This is a genomic window from Agromyces sp. NPDC057865 (genome assembly GCF_042796995.1).
Lineage (GTDB): Bacteria > Actinomycetota > Actinomycetes > Actinomycetales > Microbacteriaceae > Agromyces.
This window is the reverse complement of record NZ_JBHVMJ010000003.1, coordinates 280,489-298,634: the sequence shown is the minus strand read 5'-3', so window position 1 is coordinate 298,634 and position 18,146 is coordinate 280,489. Positions and strand designations below refer to the sequence as shown.

At 69.5% G+C, this 18,146-nt stretch carries 17 protein-coding genes; 8 read left to right on the top strand and 9 right to left on the bottom strand.

Annotated elements, in window-relative coordinates; translation table 11 throughout:
• Positions 1-117 precede the first annotated feature (117 nt).
• Positions 118-2,025: an ABC transporter ATP-binding protein gene (locus ACFVN5_RS14295; protein WP_376956815.1), complete on the bottom strand. Its 1,908-nt coding sequence runs from the start codon at positions 2,023-2,025 to the stop codon at positions 118-120.
• Positions 2,026-2,159: 134 nt separating this feature from the next.
• On the opposite strand from ACFVN5_RS14295, the gene ACFVN5_RS14290 reads away from it, so the two are divergent.
• The gene (locus tag ACFVN5_RS14290) at positions 2,160-3,134 is read left to right on the top strand and encodes an LPXTG cell wall anchor domain-containing protein (protein WP_376955904.1); all 975 of its coding nucleotides are present in this window, start codon (positions 2,160-2,162) and stop codon (positions 3,132-3,134) included.
• A 734-nt stretch (positions 3,135-3,868) separates the two neighbouring features.
• Positions 3,869-4,303: an endonuclease domain-containing protein gene (locus ACFVN5_RS14285; protein ID WP_376955903.1), complete on the top strand. Its 435-nt coding sequence runs from the start codon at positions 3,869-3,871 to the stop codon at positions 4,301-4,303.
• 279 nt (positions 4,304-4,582) lie between these two features.
• On the opposite strand, the gene ACFVN5_RS14280 is transcribed toward ACFVN5_RS14285, so the two are convergent.
• From ACFVN5_RS14280 to ACFVN5_RS14270, 3 genes are all read right to left on the bottom strand, one after another.
• On the bottom strand, positions 4,583-5,578 hold the full coding sequence (locus ACFVN5_RS14280; protein ID WP_376955902.1) for a carbohydrate ABC transporter permease: 996 nt from the start codon (positions 5,576-5,578) through the stop codon (positions 4,583-4,585).
• A complete protein-coding gene (locus ACFVN5_RS14275) occupies positions 5,575-6,543 on the bottom strand; it encodes a carbohydrate ABC transporter permease (protein ID WP_376955901.1) in 969 nt (322 codons plus the stop codon). Before ACFVN5_RS14275 ends, ACFVN5_RS14280 begins: the two co-directional genes overlap by 4 nt.
• Positions 6,544-6,654: 111 nt before the next feature.
• Positions 6,655-8,013: an ABC transporter substrate-binding protein gene (locus ACFVN5_RS14270; protein WP_376955900.1), complete on the bottom strand. Its 1,359-nt coding sequence runs from the start codon at positions 8,011-8,013 to the stop codon at positions 6,655-6,657.
• Positions 8,014-8,280: 267 nt separating this feature from the next.
• Here ACFVN5_RS14270 and ACFVN5_RS14265 point away from each other — a divergent pair, with 267 nt between their 5' ends.
• Positions 8,281-9,303, top strand: a complete 1,023-nt coding sequence (locus ACFVN5_RS14265) for a LacI family DNA-binding transcriptional regulator (protein WP_376955899.1) — start codon at positions 8,281-8,283, stop codon at positions 9,301-9,303.
• A gap of 39 nt (positions 9,304-9,342) precedes the next feature.
• On the opposite strand, the gene ACFVN5_RS14260 is transcribed toward ACFVN5_RS14265, so the two are convergent.
• Both ACFVN5_RS14260 and ACFVN5_RS14255 read right to left on the bottom strand, forming a co-directional pair.
• Complete coding sequence (locus ACFVN5_RS14260; protein ID WP_376955898.1) at positions 9,343-10,590, bottom strand: MFS transporter; 1,248 nt, start codon at positions 10,588-10,590, stop codon at positions 9,343-9,345.
• On the bottom strand, positions 10,587-11,048 hold the full coding sequence (locus ACFVN5_RS14255; RefSeq protein WP_376955897.1) for a MarR family winged helix-turn-helix transcriptional regulator: 462 nt from the start codon (positions 11,046-11,048) through the stop codon (positions 10,587-10,589). Before ACFVN5_RS14255 ends, ACFVN5_RS14260 begins: the two co-directional genes overlap by 4 nt.
• A gap of 155 nt (positions 11,049-11,203) precedes the next feature.
• On the opposite strand from ACFVN5_RS14255, the gene ACFVN5_RS14250 reads away from it, so the two are divergent.
• On the top strand, positions 11,204-11,650 hold the full coding sequence (locus tag ACFVN5_RS14250; protein WP_376955896.1) for a DUF805 domain-containing protein: 447 nt from the start codon (positions 11,204-11,206) through the stop codon (positions 11,648-11,650).
• Between the two features lie 186 nt (positions 11,651-11,836).
• Positions 11,837-12,457, top strand: a complete 621-nt coding sequence (locus ACFVN5_RS14245; protein ID WP_376955895.1) for a peptidoglycan-binding domain-containing protein — start codon at positions 11,837-11,839, stop codon at positions 12,455-12,457.
• On the opposite strand, the gene ACFVN5_RS14240 is transcribed toward ACFVN5_RS14245, so the two are convergent.
• From ACFVN5_RS14240 to rplJ, 3 genes are all read right to left on the bottom strand, one after another.
• Positions 12,416-12,934: a hypothetical protein gene (locus ACFVN5_RS14240; protein ID WP_376955894.1), complete on the bottom strand. Its 519-nt coding sequence runs from the start codon at positions 12,932-12,934 to the stop codon at positions 12,416-12,418. The two genes, ACFVN5_RS14245 and ACFVN5_RS14240, sit on opposite strands and share 42 nt — an antisense overlap.
• A 313-nt stretch (positions 12,935-13,247) precedes the next feature.
• Entirely contained in the window at positions 13,248-13,637 is a 390-nt protein-coding gene (rplL, locus tag ACFVN5_RS14235; RefSeq protein WP_376951855.1) for a 50S ribosomal protein L7/L12, read from the bottom strand.
• A 49-nt stretch (positions 13,638-13,686) separates the two neighbouring features.
• Positions 13,687-14,202 (bottom strand): 50S ribosomal protein L10, encoded by a 516-nt coding sequence (gene rplJ / locus ACFVN5_RS14230; protein ID WP_376955893.1) that lies wholly within the window; start codon positions 14,200-14,202, stop codon positions 13,687-13,689.
• 414 nt (positions 14,203-14,616) lie between these two features.
• Between rplJ and ACFVN5_RS14225 the strand changes: the two genes are divergently transcribed.
• The 3 genes from ACFVN5_RS14225 to ACFVN5_RS14215 all read left to right on the top strand — a co-directional run bounded on the left by ACFVN5_RS14225 (position 14,617) and on the right by ACFVN5_RS14215 (position 18,137).
• Positions 14,617-15,969: a S8 family serine peptidase gene (locus ACFVN5_RS14225; protein WP_376955892.1), complete on the top strand. Its 1,353-nt coding sequence runs from the start codon at positions 14,617-14,619 to the stop codon at positions 15,967-15,969.
• Between the two features lie 8 nt (positions 15,970-15,977).
• Complete coding sequence (locus ACFVN5_RS14220; RefSeq protein ID WP_376955891.1) at positions 15,978-16,223, top strand: hypothetical protein; 246 nt, start codon at positions 15,978-15,980, stop codon at positions 16,221-16,223.
• A 192-nt stretch (positions 16,224-16,415) separates the two neighbouring features.
• Positions 16,416-18,137 (top strand): DHA2 family efflux MFS transporter permease subunit, encoded by a 1,722-nt coding sequence (locus tag ACFVN5_RS14215; protein WP_376955890.1) that lies wholly within the window; start codon positions 16,416-16,418, stop codon positions 18,135-18,137.
• Positions 18,138-18,146 lie beyond the last annotated feature (9 nt).

Below are 18,146 nucleotides of genomic sequence, written 5' to 3'. Positions count from 1 at the left end.
GCGCGGTCGCGCCCCGGAACGCCCGGTGAGCCACATCGTATTGTCCGAGGAAGCCTCAGGACCACATGGTCAGCCCTGAACTGGGGGCATGGCCTCCGGGCGTCTGCCGCCCGGTCTTCAGGCCTCGAGGACGGGGCGCTCCTCCTGCTGGCGGTAGAGCGAGGCGTAGACGCCGTCGGCGAGCACGAGCTCGGCATGCGTGCCGCGCTCGACGATGCGCCCGGCGACGACCACGAAGATCACGTCGGCGGCCACGACCGTCGAGAGCCGGTGCGCGATCGCGATGGTCGTGCGGCCGCGCGCGGCGTCATCGAGGGCCTGCTGCACGACGCGCTCCGAGATCGTGTCGAGGGCGCTCGTCGCCTCGTCGAGCACGAGCACGGGCGGGTCCTTGAGCAGCACCCGGGCGATCGCGATCCGTTGCTTCTCGCCGCCCGAAAGCCGGTAGCCGCGCTCGCCCACGACGGTGTCGTAGCCCTCGGGGAACGACATGATCGTCTCGTGGATGTTGGCCGCCCGCGCTGCGGCGACGAGCTCGTCGGGGGTCGCGTCGGGCTTCGCGTACCGCAGGTTGTCGCCGATCGACGCGTGGAACAGGTACGTCTCCTGGCTGACGATGCCGATGTTCGAGATGAGCGACTCCTGGCGCAGGTCGCGCACGTCGTCGCCGGCGAACCGCACCGAGCCGTCGGATGCCTCGTACAGCCGCGGCACAAGATAGGACACCGTCGTCTTGCCGGCGCCCGACGGGCCGACGAACGCCGCGTACTGGCCGGGCTCGATCGTGAAACTCACGCCGTCCAGCGTGGGCGCGGACTCGCCGTCGGCGTCGGGGTAGCGGAACGTCACGTCGTCGAACTCGACGCGCCCGAGGGCTGCACCGTCGCGCACGTCGCGGGCTCCGGGGGCATCCGTGATCGTGGGCTTCAGGTCGAGGTACTCGAAGATGCGCGCGAACAGCGCGCCCGAGGTCTGCAGGTCGAGCGCCACGCGCATGAGCGCCATGAGCGGGAACAGCAGTCGCGCCTGCACCGTGGTGAACGCGACGATGGTGCCGGCCGTGATGTCGGTGGTGCCGCCCTGGATGAGCCAGCCCGAGACGAGGTAGACGATCGCGGGGATCGCCGACATGAAGATGCCGACCATCGCGAAGAACCACTGGCCGGTCATCTGCTGGCGCACCTGCAGGTTGATCTGGTTCGCGTTCTCGTCGGCGTAACGGCCGATCTCGCTGCCCTGCCGTGTGAAGCTCTTCGACAGGAGGATGCCCGACACCGACAGGGTCTCCTGCGTGATCGCGGTCATCTCCGACAGCGACTCCTGCGTCTTGGCCGCGATGCGCGCACGCACCTGGCCGACGCGCCGCTGCGCGATGACCATGACGGGCAGCAGGATGAGCGCGATGATCGTGAGCTGCCAGTTCAGGATGAGCATGGCGACGAACGCCGAGATGACCGTGACCGTGTTGCCGAGCACGCTCGAGACGGTGTTGGTGAGCACGGATGCCACGCCGCCCACGTCGTTCTGCAGGCGCGACTGGATGATGCCGGTCTTCGTGCGCGTGAAGAAGCTGAGCTCCATGCCCTGCAGGTGCGTGAACATGCGGACACGGAGCGCGCCCATGACCTTGTTGCCCACGTTCGCGGTGAGCCACGTCTGCCAGACGCCGAGCAGCGACGACACGATGAAGACCGCCATCATGGCGATCACGATCGAGGTGAGCACGGGCAGGTTCGGCGGCAGCAGCTCTCCGTTGGCCCCTACCGGGAACAGGCCGTCGTCGAATGCCCGCTCCGTCAGCAGCGGCGGGATGACGCTGAGCGCCGCCCCCACGAGGACGAGGATCACCGTCGTCGTGAGCGCCGCCTTGTGCGGCGTGAAGAGCTCCGAGATGCGGCGCAGGAGGTGCGGGATCTTGGGCGCGTCGGCGTTCTCCGCGCGCTGCGCGTTCTCGTCGGCTCCGCTGATGCGCGTGCGCGGCTTGCCCATCCTGCCGGACTGACCGCCCGGCGCGCTGGCGTGCATGGTCACGCGCTCAAGCCTAAGCCGGGGGTGCGACGGCCCGGCCGGATGCGCCGCCCCGAACGGGGACGTTCGCCACGGGCGTGACGGCCAGTAGCTTGGGCATTGTTCGGCTTCCAACCCGAGGGAGTACCGCCATGCGTCGATCCAGCGTGCCCGAGACCCGCGACCGCGACGGACGTTGGCGAGACGTCCTCCGACGAGCGGCGGCGACGACCATCGCCGTCGTGCTGGCGGGCGGGCTCGCCGGGCTCGCCGCCGGTCCCGCATCGGCAGAGGAGGACCCCGTCGAGGTCGCCGCGGTCGTGACCTCCGACATCGGCGTCGAGGTGACGCCGCTCAGCTGCAGCACGAGCCGCGACGGCGTGACGTTCGTGTCGTTCACGAACCTCATCCCCGGCAACCAGTACCTCTTCGATGTCGAGGGACCCGCCTTCTCCGTCGGCGCGCCGTTCGAGGCCGAGAGCGACGTCGAGGAGCGCGAGTTCGTCGGCATGCCGCCGGGCAACTACTACGTGTACGTCCAGGAGAGCTTCCCGCCCGAAGAGGAGACGGTGCCGAACTACGACTGGATCGCCTTCGCGGTCGAGCCGTGCCAGCCGGCGATGGAGGTCGCCGTGACGCAGTGCACCGTGGCGGGCGGCACCGGCGGCGTCGACGTGACGTTGTCGCGCCTGGTCGCCGGTGTCGAGTACGCGGTCTGGGTGACCGACGCCGGCGACGCCGGCGGGACGCCCTATGGCGACCCGCAGATCGTGACCGGCGACGGGTTCGCCGAGGCGAGCGCCTCGTTCGCGTCACTGCCGGGTGGGCGCAGCTACACGGTCTGGGTCGACGGCACGTGGACCGCGGAGCCCTACGAGGAGCCGCCCTTCCTCGGCGGCGGCAACTTCGTGCCGCTCACGACGGTCGACCTGACGACGAGCGCCGACGTCTCGCTCGCGGCCTGCCCGGCCGCGCCCGTGACGCCGGCGTCGTCCCCGACGACGCTCCCGGCGACCGGCCCCGACGGCACGGGTCCGGCGCTGCTCGCCGGCCTGCTCCTCGCCGGATCGGGTGCGGCGCTGCTGGCACTGTCGCTGCGCCGGCGCCGCGCCGCCGCCCGCGGCTGACGCCGCGCCGCCGCGGCTCCTACGCCGTGCGGCGCTGTCGCTGCGCCGGCGCCTCTCCGCCTCGCTGACCGCCCGCCGCGCTGACCGGCGTTCTCGTTGGGCGCAGTCGCGCTCCTCGCGTTCGTGTGCAATTCAGGTCCGCACACGGCGTGTCGTCCCGACACACGGGACTCCGGCAGCGCGACACACCTCCGCACCTGAATTGCGCACGACGAGAGGTCGGGGACTCGTCCTCCACACGTACCTGGGGCGCTCGAGGGCTCACATCGAGACTCCAGGGGCGCCCGGATGCCGCGAGGGCGGCTACTTCTGGGGGATGCCGCTCCTCGTCCCCGCGCTTCACCGCGTCGGGGGCGTCGCCGAGACCCGCGAGCTCCGGGTCCGGGGCAGACGACCGACCCAGTTGGCAGCCGCAGTCCACGCTGGGGACGTGATCCGAGTGCGGCGCGGCTGGTACGCGCTTCCGACCACGAATCCAGATCTCCTCACCGCGGTGCGCATCGGCGGACGACTGGCGTGCGTCTCGGCCGCGGCGCAGTACGGCTGGGCGACGCCCGAGCGGCACGGCGTGCATGTCTGCGTCGCCGAGAACGCGAGTCGTCTGCGTCGACCCGCGCAGCCCGATTCCACAACGGCTGGATCATGTGCGCCGGTGCTGCACTGGGGTTCGCCCGTGCCTCGGCACGGTCGTCCATCGGCTCATCACCTCTCGTTTCGAGACCGTCGCTCACCTCGTGAGCTGCCTCGACCCCGAACACGCCGTCGCGGCGTTGGACTCGTTCCTGCACTCCGACCCCGCACGCTCCAAGCAGCTCGAAGCCTGGCTCACGTCGCTTCCGGCGCATGTCCTCGCGCTCCTCGCATCACGCTCGGCACTGTGCGAGAGCTTCCTCGAGACGATCGGCCGCATCCGCCTCGAGCGGGCCGGCATCGATGGGGAACACCAAGTCGAGATCCCGGGTGTCGGGCGAGTCGATCTCGTGCTCGATGGCCGCATCGTGATCGAGTGGGACGGCAGCCAGCACGAGTCCTCGCACGAGGAGGACTGCCGGCGTGACGCACTGCTCACCTCGATGGGGTACCACGTGCTGCGCTTCGGCTACCGCCTCGTCATGGACGAGTGGCACATCGTCATCGCCGCCATCCGCACCGCGCTCGCGCGGCCCTGACTCGCGGCATCCGTTCGCCCGACGTCCGCATCGTCACTCTCGCATGCCCGCGTCGTCTGCAATTCAGGTGCGCACCCGGCGCGTCGCTCCGACACGCCGAGCGACCGCGGCGCGACACACCTCCGCACCTGAATTGCGCACGAGAACCGAACCGAATCCGCCGAGACGGCGCCGCGCCGCCGCCCGCGGCTGACGCCGCGCAACCCCCCAGACAGGCGGATGCCGCGCGCCCCCCAGCACGCGGCATCCGTGTCCCCGCCCCGTTCGGGCCGGTTGCAGCTACCCCTTCGTCGCCCCCGCCAGGAGACCGCGCACGAAGTAGCGCTGCAGGCTGAAGAACACGATCAGCGGGATGACGATCGAGATGAACGCCGAGGCCGTCAGGAGCTGCCAGTCCTGGCCTCTCGTGCCGACCAGCTCCGCCAATCGTTGGGTGAGTGGTGCCACGTCCTGCGTGCCGCCCGAGAAGATCAGGGCGACCAACAGGTCGTTCCACACCCAGATGAACTGGAAGATCGCGAACGACGCGAGCGCCGGGGTGGCGAGCGGCAGCACGATCCGGAAGAAGATCTGGCCGTGGGTCGCACCGTCGACGCGAGCCGCCTCGATCACGTCGGCCGGGATCTCCGCGATGAAGTTGTGCAGCAGGAAGATCGCCAGCGGCAGGCCGAACATCGCGTGCGCGAGCCACACGGGTGCGTAGTTCTGCTCGGGGATGATCGGGACCACGTCGTGCAACCACGCCTGCAGCGGCCGCAGGAAGGTCGAGAAGACCTGCAGCAGCGGCACGAGGGCCATCTGCAGCGGCACGATCTGCAGAGCGAACACGAAGATGAACAGCCAGCTCACCCACTTGAACTTGATCCACGCGAACGCGTAGGCCGCCATCGACGCGAAGACGAGCGTGATGAGCGTGCCGAGCAGCGCGATGGCGATCGAGTTCACGATGTACGCGCCCAGCTGTGGAGACGACGACGAGGTCGAGAACAGCACGGACGAGTAGTTCTCGAGCGTGAGCCCGGGGTTCGCGAAGTACGTCCACCAACCGGTCGTGCGGATGAGCTCGGCCGGTCGGAACGACGAGAGGAACAGTCCGAAGGTCGGGATCGTCCAGAGGACCGCGATGATGAGCGACACGATCGTCGCGGTGCGCGACGTGAGGCGCTTCTTGACTCGTCCGGCCTTGGTGTTGTCGCCGTACGTGACCTGCTCGGCCTGCTCGATCGAGCCGATGTCCTTGCCGACGGGAAGATCGGCCGGGGCGACGCTGCTCATCGGATCTCCCTCTGCTTCCGGAGGACGTTGACGTTGTAGATGACGATCGGCAGCACCAGCACGAACAGGATCAACGCGAGCGCCGACCCTCGTCCGATCTCGCTGGCGCGGAACGCCTGCGTGTACATCTCGTTCGCGATCGTGCTCGTGTTGAAGTTTCCGGCGGTCATCGTGCGGACGATGTCGAAGACCTTCAACGTGGCGATCGAGATCGTCGTGACCACGACCACGAGGGCTCCTCGGATGCCGGGCACCGTGACGTTCACGAACCGCTGCCACCCGTTGGTGCCGTCGAGCTGCGCGGCCTCGATCTGCTCGGTCGGGACGCCCTTGATCGCGGCGCTCAGCAGGACCATCGCGAAGCCGGTCTGGATCCAGATCATCACGATGATCAGCAATAACGTGTTGATCGGATCGGTCTGCATCCATTGCACGGGATCACCGCCGAACGCGACGATGATCGCGTTCAGGAGGCCGATCTGCTCGCGATCGCCGGAGCGGTACTCGTACACGAAGCGCCAGATCACGCCGGCGCCCACGAACGAGATCGCGATCGGCATGAAGAGCACGACCTTGTAGTACTTCTCCCCACGTGACCGGTCGATGAAGACCGCGTACGCCAGGCCGATGCCCGTCGCGATCGTCGGCACCAGCAGCACCCAGACGATCGTGTTGATCAGCGTGCGGATCGCCGCGGGCTGCGTGAACGTCCAGATGAAGTTGTCCATCGTCCAGTCGCCGCTGGAGTTCTGGAACGCGAGGATGCTCGTGCGGATCGCCGGATAGACGAGTCCGACGAGCACGAAGAGCATCGCCGGCGCGAGGAAGCCGGCGAGCTGCCAGTAGTCTCGGCCCTTCTTCGGCGCCTTGTCGATGAAGAAGACGAGCAGGCCGACGACCGCCGCGAGGATCGCGAGGCCCATCACCACCTGCAGAAGTTTGCCGAGCAGATCGGCCGTGGTCATCGTGCCTCCCGGGTTCGTCGTTGAAGCTGGGGTGCCGAGGGGCGGGGTGTCGAACCCCGCCCCTCGATTGTGTCGCCTCGCCGGCTCACGCCGCGTGCGACGCGCGGACGGTCAGCTGGCGGGCCAGCTCGCCTCGATGGCGTCGAGGGTCTGCTCGGTGCTCTGCCCGCCGACCCACGCCACGATGCCCTTCCAGAAGGAGTCGGCGCCGACGGCACCGGGCATCAGGTCGGATCCGTCGAAGCGGAACGTCGTCTCGGGATCCTGCAGGATCTCGATCGACTGCACGAGCAGCTCGCTCGAGCCGTTCTCGGGGTCGAGGCCCCGGTTGGCGCTGATCACGCCGCCCAGGCTCACCCGGTTGTTGGCCCAGGTGTCGCTCGACAGGTACGCGCGGAACGCCTCGACCTCGTCGGCCTCGCGGAAGGCCACGACGATCTCGCCGCCGCCCGTGACCGACAGCGGGTCATCCGCGTTGGCCGGCGGGAGCAGGAAGCCGAACACGTCGCCGTCGGAGGCGACCTTCACCTCGTCGCCGCCCTCGGGGTTCCAGAAGGTCTCGTAGAACGAGGCCTGGTGGTGCAGCGAGCACGCGCCGTCGAGGATCGGGAGACCGGCCGTCTGGAACGCCTCGGTGACCAGCGTCGACACGTCGCCGATGCCGCCGTTCACCATGTCGGGGTTCTTCAGGTAGTCGCCCACCGCGTCGAACGCCTCGGCGACCTGCGGGTCGTTGAACGGGATGCCGTGGGTCACCCACTGGTCGTACACGTCGGCGCCGTGCAGGCGGAGCATGTAGTCCTCGACCCAGTCGGTGCCCGGCCAGCCGGTGGCGTCACCGGACTCGAGGCCGACGCACCACGGCTTGTGGTCGCCTTCGGCCGCGATCTTCTCGGAGAGCGTCTTCAGCTCGTCGAGGGTCTTGGGGATCTCGTAGCCCTTCTCCTCGAACTCCGACGGCGAGTACCAGACGTAGCCCTTGATGCTCGCCATGAGCGGGGCTCCGTAGAACGTGTCGTCGACCGTGCCGTACTTCTTCCAGTCCTCGGACCAGAACTCATCGACGTTGGCCTCGACCGGCTCGGAGGCCGGGATGAGCCAGCCGCCGTCGGCGAGCCGCTGAACCAGACCCGGCTGCGGGACGATGCCGACGTCGGGGGCGTTGCCGCCCTCGGCGAGGACCGCGATCTGCGCCTCGAACTCGCTCGAACCCTGGTACTCCACCGAGATGCCGGTGCAGGTTTCGAAGTCGGCCCAGGATTCGTTCAGCCGGTCGGCCTCGAGGTCGAGGATCGTGCCGGCCACCGTGACCTCGGCGCCGTCGAAGGTGCCGTACTCCTCGTAGGGGCCGCAGTCGACGTCGGCCGCGGTCTCGTTCGCGATGTCGCCAGTACAGGCCGTGAGCGCCAGGCCGACCGCCGCGGCCGCCACGACGGGGACCGCCCAGCGGCGATGCCGTGTGAGTCTCATGTCTTCTCCTCATTGAGTGTGGTGCAGGCAGGGGACCGGGAACCGGTTCCAGCACCCACGGTATGACACCGGAGCGATTCCTCACAAGACACCCGAGGTCACGGTTCGGACACCGTGGACGATCGCCGGGGCATCTGTGGGAGAGCGCTCCCACATCCGCATACCGGGCACCACCGACACGCGAGGACCGCACCGGGAAACGGTTCCACATTCGCTCCCGCGCGCACTACACTCTGCATCGGAGCAGCCCGACGGAGGGAGGCGGCGATGGCAGCCATCGGCGACGTCGCTCGGCTGGCGGGCGTCTCCAAGGCCACCGCGTCGCGGGCGCTCTCCGGCGGCGGCTACGTCGCCGACGACACGCGCCGCCGGGTCGAGGCCGCGGCCAAGGAGATCGGCTACATCGCCTCGCCGGATGCCGCGAGCCTCGTCACCGGTCGCACGAAGAACGTCGGCGTCATCATCCCGTTCGTGAACCGATGGTTCTTCGGCGAGGTGCTCGAGGGCATCGAGCGCGCCCTCCTCTCCGCCGGATACGACCTCACGCTCTACAACCTCTCGGAGCCCGGCCCCGACCGGGCGCGGGTCTTCGACTTCTTCCTCGCGCGCAAGCGCGTCGACGCCGTCATCGCGGTCGGCGTCGACCTCGACGACCACGAGGTCGCGGCGCTCGAGAAGCGCGAGAAGCCCCTCGTGGCGCTCGGCGGCAGCGGCGGCGCCGACGCCCGACTCTCGGTCGACGACCGCGCGGTGGGCCAGCTCGCGACCGAGCACCTGCTGCACCTCGGCCACACGCGCATCGCCCATCTCGCCGGCCTCGGCGCGCGCGACCTGCCGCTGAGCGTGCAGGGGCAGCGCCGCCAGGGGTTCCTCGACGCGCTCTCGGCGGCGGGGATCCCGCCCGAGGACCGGGCGGTCATCCTCGAGGCCGACGTGAGCCTGCCGGGCGGGTACACCGGCGCGCTGCAACTGCTGGGGCATCCGGCCGCACGCCCGACCGCCCTGTTCGCGGCATCCGACGAGATGGCCATCGGCGCCATCCGCGCCGCCGAGAAGCTCGGCATCGACGTGCCCGGCGACCTCTCGATCATCGGCGTCGACGGGCACGAGTACGCCGAGATGTTCGAGCTCACGACCATCGAGCAGTACCCGGGCGAACAGGGCCGGCTCGCGGTCGACGTCGTCATGGCGCTGCTGCTCGACGAGGGCGCGGCCGATCCGCTGCCCGACTCGGGCGCCCCCCTGCCCACTCGGTTGGTGGTTCGAGCGACCACGAGCGCGCCGCGCTGAGCGAGCGGTGACGCACCGCAGCGCGGCCGAGCGGATGCCTCAGGCCGCGTCGCCGACCGCGATCGACTCCGCCTCGACGGCGGCGGGCTCGGCCGGCCCGTCCACGCGCCGCAGCGCGCGGTGCCCGATCACGACGACCGCGAGCGCGACGATGACGGAGCCCGCCGCGGCGTAGTACGGCGCCTCGGGCGAGATGAGGCGGGCGAGTTCGGCGGCGGCGGGCGGCGCGATCGCACCGCCGAGGAACCGCACGGCGGAGTAGGCGCTCGACGCGACCGAGCGCTGCAGGTCGGTCGCCTCCATGACGCACTCCGTGAGCACCGTGTTCAGCACGCCGAGCACGAGTCCGCCCGCGACGATGCACGTGACGAGCAGCGCGGGATCGTCGATCACGATCCCGGCGACCGCCAGGTCGACGGCCAGGAGCGGCAGCGCGATCCACAGGACGCGGGTGCGCGGCATCCGTGCGGTGAGGAGCGGTGCGACGAACACCGAGGTGATCGCGAGGGCGACGCCCCACCCGAAGAAGGTCAGGCCGAGGCCCATCGCATCGAACCCGAGCGGGAACGGCGAGTACGCGAGCAGCACGAAGAACCCGATGTTGTAGAACAGCGCGGCGCCGGCGAGCACGGCGAGCGCCGGCTGCCGTAGAGCGCGCAGCGGCGCGGAGAGCCGGGTCGGCTCGGGGCGAGTCGCGGCATCCGTCGTGGGATCGTCCTTCAGGAAGACGACGATCGCGACGAAGCCGATCGCCATGAGCGCGGCCGTGCCGAAGAACGGGCCGCGCCAGCTGAGGTGCCCCAGCAGGCCGCCGAGCAGCGGGCCGATGGCGATGCCGAGGCCGAGCGCCGCCTCGTAGAGGATGATCGCCGAGCCCGAGCCGCCGGCCGCGGCGCCCACGATCGTGGCGAGCGCGGTGGAGATGAAGAGGGCGTTGCCGAGGCCCCAGCCGGCGCGGAAGCCGATGACCGACTCGACGTTCTGCGACAGGCCGGCAGCGGCAGCGAACACGACGATGAGTCCGAGGCCGATGAGCAGGGTCTTCTTGGCGCCGATGCGGCTCGACACCCAGCTCGTGGCGAGCATCGCGAGCCCGGTGACGAGCAGGTAGCTCGTGAAGAGCAGCTCGGTCTCGGTGGGCGTCGCCTGCAGGCTCGCGGCGATCGCGGGCAGGATCGGGTCGACGAGCCCGATGCCCATGAACGCGATGACGCACGAGAAGGCGACGGCCCAGACGGCCTTCGGCTGCCGGAGGATCGAACCGGACGCGCCGTGGCCGGCGCTCACGCGACCGCTCCGGTCGAGGCGGCGGCGCGCACCAGCTCGAGGCGGCCGCGCACGATGTCGACGGCGGCGGCCAGGGTGGCGAGCTCGTCGTCGGCGAGGCCGGCGAAGGTGGGCTCGAGCGCGGCCGCGAGCTCCTCGCGCCACGCGTCGAGCGCCGCGAGCCCCGACGGATCGGCCGAGATGAGCCAGGCGCGCGAGTCGCTGGCGTCGACGATGCGCCGGATCCACCCGCGCTCGTCGAGCGTGTGCACGAGCTTCGTCATCGTGGGCTGCGAGACGCGGCTGACCCGGGCGAGCTCGCCGAGGCGCATGGGGCCGAGGTCGCGCAGCACGGCGATCGTGCGCCAGACCGCGGGCGACTCGGTGCTGCCGGTGACGGATGCCGCGAGCCTCGTGAGCCGGTGGTTCACCGAGACGAGGTCGCCGAGGACGGAGTGGAGCTGAAGTTCTTCGTGCACCCGTCGATTATACATAGCTTGGCTATGTAACGAATCGGGAGCACTGCGGTCCATCGGCGCGCCGATCTGGCGCAGGCCGACCGATCAGCGCCATCATGACCCTGAGCTCCGCGAGCCACGTCGGGGCGCGTATCCACTCGATGCAAGGAGTCATCGTGACCGACGTCACCGCCGACAGCGCACAGGTGCCGCTGGACGCCCCGCTCCGCGGAGCGACCTTCGGACAGGCCTTCAGTCGATTCTTCAAGAAGTACGCGACCTTCCACGGCCGCGCGAGCCGCAGCGAGTTCTGGTGGTGGTTCCTGGCCAACGCCATCATCAGCGGCGTGCTCTCGGGCCTCACGTACACCATGGGCAATCCCATGATGGTCAACGAGAACGGCGTTCCCACGCCGGTCTGGAGCGTCGCGTACCTCCCGTCCGTGCTCTGGGGCCTCGCGACGTTCATCCCGTGGCTGGCCCTCTCGTGGCGCCGGCTCCACGACACCAACCGGTCGGGCGGCTGGTGGTTCATCGGATTGATCCCGATCGTGGGCCCCATCATCCTGCTCGTCTTCTTCCTGATGGAGCCGAAGCCCGAGGGCGCGCGGTTCGATCGCTGAGGCGTGCGGTTCCGCACAGTGACGACGGATGCCTCGTGCCGACGACCCGCACGGGGCATCCGCGTGTCGGTGCGACTCAGTGCCAGCCCGGTGACGGTCGGTGGGGCGCAGTCGTAGCCTCCGCATCGGCGGCCCTGCGGCGCGGATGCCGATCGAGGGCGGCCCGCATCGACGAGGGAGGACATCATGACCACCGAATCCGCCGCCGCCCCGAGCGCGGCGATCAGCTCCGCCGACGGCATCACGCTGCAGCGAATCGCACGCGGCGGCGGCTACCAGGGCCCGAACGACGGCGTCCCGGGCGCGAACACCTGGAAGGGCCTCCAGCAGCTCGTCACCGGCTACGGCTACACCGGCGCCATCGACGGCCTGCCCGGACCGATCACGTGGAAGGCCGTCCAGCGGCTCGCGTCCAAGGGCGGGTACACCGGGCCGATCGACGGCGTGATGACGGTCGCGTCGTGGAAGGGCGTGCAGCAGATCCTCACTGGCTTCGGCTACGCCGGCGCCATCGACGGCATCCCGGGACCCGCCACGAACGCGGCGCTGCAGGTCCTGGCCCGCATCGGCGGGTACTTCGGCCCGTACGACGGCGTCCTCGGCCCGAATTCCTGGAAGGGCGTGCAGACCGTGCTCGCCGGCGCCGGGTACACGGGCCCGATCGACGGCGTCCCGGGGCCGAACACCTGGAAGGCGCTGCAGCGCATCGCCCAGCGAGGCGGCTACGCCGGGCCGGTCGACGGCGTGCCGGGCCCCAACACCTATTCAGGACTCGCGGCGCTCCTGGTTCGGAGCGAGCACGACTGAGGGGTCCGACGACGGCGCGGGCTCCCGCTCGGCGCTCTCGAAGAGGAGCCACACGAATGGCAGGAGCAGGACCACCTTCAGGTTCACCATCGGAATCGCGAGCAGGAGGCTGACCAGGGTGGCGAGCTCGACCACCACGACGATCGGCATGATCACCCAGCCCAGGATGCGCGACTTCCCCCTGCTGTCGAGCAGCAGCAATGCGATGAACCAGACGTAGACGAAGTACGGCAGGATCCGTTCCGGCCATTGCCCGAAGACGCCGAAGGCGATGTCCCGAATGCCTTCGAGGCGCGTCACGTCGGCGACGCCCTGCAGGATGAAGATCAGGCCGAACGCACCCGCCGCAACCGCGCCGATCACGTTGATCCATCGCGGCAGACCGAAGTCGAAGACCGAGGTGGCGAAGACGACGAAGCCCGCGCCCAGAACGAAGTGGATGACGGTGTCGGCACCGCCACCGAACAGCAGTTGCACCCCGATGGCGAGTGGATACGACACCACGACGATGGCCGCCCCGATGAACGCTCGTGGAGACCTCATGATCGAGCCCCGACTGGACCGGCGCCGCGGAACTCGCCCGCGCGAACAGCCACGAGGGCCACGGTATCAGCGTTCCGGGCCGTCGAACAGGTGAACGACGGATGCCCCGCGCCGAACGAATCGGCACGGGGCATCCGTGTGTTCAGGTGACGCGGGTCACCTCAAGCTGCTGCGCCCGAGCGGGCGCCGCGATTACTTGAGGGTGACGGTCGCACTCAGTGTGTGCTGCCCTCCTCGAGGGCGGCCACTACTTGAGGGTGACGGTCGCGCCGGCCTCCTCGAGGGCGGCCTTCGCCTTCTCGGCGGTCTCCTTGTTCGCGCCCTCGAGCACGGCCTTGGGAGCACCGTCGACGACGGCCTTGGCCTCGCCGAGGCCGAGCGACGTGAGCTCGCGGACGACCTTGATGACCTGGATCTTCTTGTCGCCGGCAGCCTCGAGGACGACGTCGAAGGAGTCCTTCTCCTCGACCTCTTCAGCAGCAGCGCCAGCGCCACCGGCAGCCGGAGCGGCAACCGCGACGGGGGCGGCGGCGGTGACCTCGAAGGTCTCCTCGAACGCCTTGACGAACTCCGAGAGCTCGATGAGGGTCAGGCCCTTGAACTGCTCGAGCAGCTCCTCAGTGGACAGCTTCGCCATTATTTCTTCTCCTTGGTTTCTCGTTACTCACCGCTTGAGAGGCTCGCGCCTACGCAGCGGACTCCTGCTTCTCACGCAGCGCGTCGACCGTGCGAACGGCCTTCGACAGCGGTGCGTTGAACAGATATGCGGCTCCGAACAGCGAGGCCTTGAAGGCACCGGCGAGCTTCGCCAGGAGCACTTCGCGGGACTCGAGGTCGGCGAGCTTGCCTACCTCTTCAGCGGTCAGGGGCTTGCCATCGAAATAGCCGCCCTTGACCACGAGGAGGGGGTTCGCCTTGGTGAAGTCACGCAGCGACTTCGCGACGGCGACCGGGTCGCCGTGCACGAACGCGATCGCCGACGGGCCCTTGAGCTCGTCGTCGAAGGCGGTGATCCCGGCGTTGTTCGCCGCGATCTTGGTCAGCGTGTTCTTCACCACGGCGTAGCTCGCGTCCCCACTGATGGACTTGCGCAGCTCCTTGAGCTTCGCAACAGTGAGGCCGCGGTATTCGGTCAGCAGAACGGCGGTCGAGCCCTCGAACTTCTCCGTGAGCTCGGCAACCGCGGCTTCCTTGTTCGCCATGGCCACTCCTTGTGTCTTCAACGTGCATCGCGGTGGCGGTGCACGGCCTCGGAGCGCTGGAAGAATTCGGAGGAAAGAAAAGAGCTCCGGCGCAGACGCGCGGAGCTCGGCCCGATTCGATCGGGAAGTCTTCGTCACACCTGCGTGGGCTCTTGCTTTCGCAAGACTTCGGTCGGCCCGAATCACTCCGGGCGCGACGACCAACGGTCTTCGGCTCCGACAAGGGTAGCGGATGCCGCGGGCGCGTCCAAATCGACGTGACCGCGCACCCGTGCGAGCACTAATATGAGGTTGCCTCAGTGCAGCCCCCGATGCGTCGCGCTCCATCCAGATCGAGACTGTGGCCACTGCGGGCGACGTGTCCCGAGCCCCGGGCATCCCGTCGGCGCCCGTGATCAATCGAAGGATCCGATCATGAACACTGACAGCGCCGCCGGACGGGTTCCCGAGGGCCCGACCGGCCGGCAGATCATCACGTTCGCCCCGGTGGACGACGACACCGCGATGCGCGAGCTCAAGGACGTCGCAGGCCTGGACGTCGGCACGCCGCGCGGAGAGGACCCCACCGCGGCCGCGACGGGCGACGTCTACCTCGACACGCTCCACATCGCGATCGTCGACTCGGTTCCCGATCAGCTCGGCGCCCTCTCGAGGGCCGTGGGCGACTCGGCGAGCCCGATCATCGCGGTCGAGCCCGAGGTCTACGTGTATCCGTTCGACACCATCGATGCGATGGACGCGCCCCCGGCCAGCATGGCGGATGACGCCGACACCGAGGCCGACGACGACGAGGTCGACGCGGCCGAGACGTACGTCGACACCGACACCTACGCGTGGGGCCTCAAGGCCGTGCGCGCGGTGCCCCCGATCCTCGCAACCGCCCCGTGGGCGGGCGCCGGCATCCGGATCGCCGTACTCGACACGGGCATCGACCTCGGCCATCCCGACTTCGCCGGGCGCGTCATCGCGAGCCAGTCGTTCATCCCGGGCGCACCGGTGCAGGACGGCCACTCGCACGGAACGCACTGCGCAGGGACGGCGGCTGGGCCGAAGAGCCCGCCCGGCACGCAGCGCCGGTACGGCGTCGCGCACGGGTCGCGCCTGCTCGTCGGCAAGGTGCTGAGCGATCAGGGCAGCGGCACGAGCGGACAGATCCTCGCCGGCATCCAGTGGGCGATCGATCAGGGCGCCCACGTGATCTCGATGTCGCTCGGCTCGGCCGTCGCCGTGGGCCAGACGTACTACACGTACTACGAGCAGGCTGCGACCACGGCGCTGAACGCCGGTTCGCTCATCGTCGCCGCGGCGGGCAACAGCGGCTGGGCGCCCGTGGGTGCACCGGCGAACAGCCCGTCCGTGCTCGCGGTCGCAGCCCTCGACCAGGCCCTGCAGCGCGCACCGTTCTCGTGCGTCGCGCTCAATGGGAACGGCGGCGAGATCAACATCGCGGCGCCGGGCGTCGCGACGTACTCGTCGGTCCCGGTCGCGAAGGGCTCGTACGGGTTCAAGAGCGGCACGAGCATGGCGACGCCGCACGTCGCGGGCGTCGCGGCCACCCTGGCCCGCAAGACCGGCCTCCGCGGCCGGGCGCTCTGGCAGGAGCTCGTGCGCACCGCCGTGCCGCTCCCCCAGTCCGCCCAGGAGGTGGGCGCGGGCCTCGCGGTGGTGCCGACACGGCGTCGTCCCATCTGGGACTACCAGCCGATCCCGTGGCGGCCCGGCCCGATCGTGGACCCCGGTCCGCTCGAGCCGACACCGCTCCCGTAGGGGCGACCATGGCCGAATCGGATGCCCCGAGCGCCGACCGCGTCCACGTGACGGTGCAGGGTCGCGGCGTCGACGACGTGCTCCCCGACCTGCGAGACGCGGGACTCGAGGTCGACGAGGCGCTCGGCGGGCTCGGCATCGTGACCGGGCGCGCGGCCCCCGACGCGGTCGAGCGGCTGCGCGGCATCCCCGGTGTCACGGTCGAACCCGAGAGCGGCGTGCAGCTGCCGCCGCCGGATGCCCCGGTGCAGTAGCCGGGACGATCGGATGCCGCGGCGCGACGTCGCGGCATCCGTCATCAGGAGCCGGGCCCGACGGGCCCGGCTCCTCGTCGCGCGCGCCGGGTCGCGTCGTGGGCGGAATAGTTGACCGAGGTCGATGGTTGACAGACAGCAACGATCTAGATATAGTTGACCTCTATCAACATTCTTGGAGCAGAACCAGACGTGACCGCAACCACCGAAACCCCCTCGCTCGAGGCCAAGCGCTCGCACCGTGAGGTGCTGACCGCGCTGTCCGGCCTCATCATGGGCATGTTCGTCGCCGTGCTCTCGGGCACGGTCGTCTCGACGTCGATGCCGATCATCATCGCCGACCTGGGCGGCGACCAGTCCGCCTACACCTGGGTCATCACCGCGAGCCTCCTCGCGACCGCCGTGTCCACCCCGATCTGGGGCAAGCTGGCCGACCTCCTGAACCGGAAGGTGCTGCTGCAGCTCGCGCTCGGCCTCTTCGTGCTCGGCACCGCCCTCGCCGGCTTCGCGCAGGACACCGGCATGCTCATCGGCTTCCGCGTCGTCCAGGGCATCGGCGCCGGCGGCCTCATGTCGCTCGTCATGATCGCCGTGGCGCTCATCATCTCCCCGCGCGAGCGCGGCAAGTACATGGGCATCGTCGGCGGCGTCATGGCCATGGCCACCATCGGCGGGCCGCTGCTCGGCGGCGTCGTCACCGACGCATTCGGCTGGCGCGCCAACTTCTTCCTCGGCATCCCCTTCGCGATCGTCGCGATCATCCTGATCCAGCGCACGCTGCACCTGCCGAAGAGCACCCGCACCACGGTGAAGATCGACTACGTCGGCGCCGTGCTGCTCGCGGTGGGCGTCTCGCTCCTGCTCGTGTGGGTTTCGATGGGCGGCAACCAGTTCGACTGGAACTCCATGACGAGCTTCGTCGTGATCGGCATCTCGGCCGCCGCCATCATCGGCTTCATCATCACCGAGTTCCTCGTCGAGGAGCCCATCGTGCCGATGAGCCTGTTCGCGAACCGCACGTTCACGCTCGCCGTGATCGCGTCGATCTCCGTCGGCGTCGCGATGTTCGCGACGAGCGTCTTCCTCGCCCAGTACTTCCAGCTCGCCCGGGGCGCCACCCCGACCGAGTCGGGCCTCATGACCATCCCCATGGTCGTCGGCCAGATGGGCGCCTCGATCGGCATCGGCGCGCTCGTGAGCCGCTTCGGCAAGTGGAAGGGCTGGATGCTGCTCGGCTCCGCGCTCATCGTCGCGGGCGTCAGCCTCATGGCCACGCTGCGCTACGACACCGACTTCCTCTGGGTCTCCGTCTTCATGGTGGTGCTCGGCGCGGGCCTCGGCATGGTGATGCAGAACCTCACGCTCGTCGTGCAGAACGACACCCCGGCGTCGCAGCTCGGTGCGGCCAGCTCGAACGTGAACTTCTTCCGGTCGATCGCCGGCACCATCGGCGTGACGATCATGGGCTCGGTGCTCGCCACCCAGGTGACCACGCACGTGAAGGACGGGCTCGCGTCGTTCACGCCGACCTCGCCCGACGAGGTCGCCGCACTGCAGGGCCTCGCGGGCGGCGCCGTGCCGAAGGTCTCCGAGCTCCCCGACGCGATCCGCGTGATCGTCGAGGGCGCCTATGGCCACGGCATCGCCGACGTCTTCATCATCGCGATCCCGCTCGCCGTGCTGAGCCTCATCGCCATCGCGTTCCTGCCGAACAAGCCGCTCTCGCGGCAGACCGCCTCCGAGAAGCTTGAGCAGGAGGCCGAGCAGGTCGCCATCGACCTCGCCGAGGCCGAGATCGGGGCACCCGTCACGTCGTCGATCCGACTGGTCGAGGGCGCCGACGACGAGGTCGCGGACGACGAGGTCGCCGATGACGGCGGGCGCGAGCGCGAGACCGCGAGGAGCGCTCGGTAGCATGAGCGT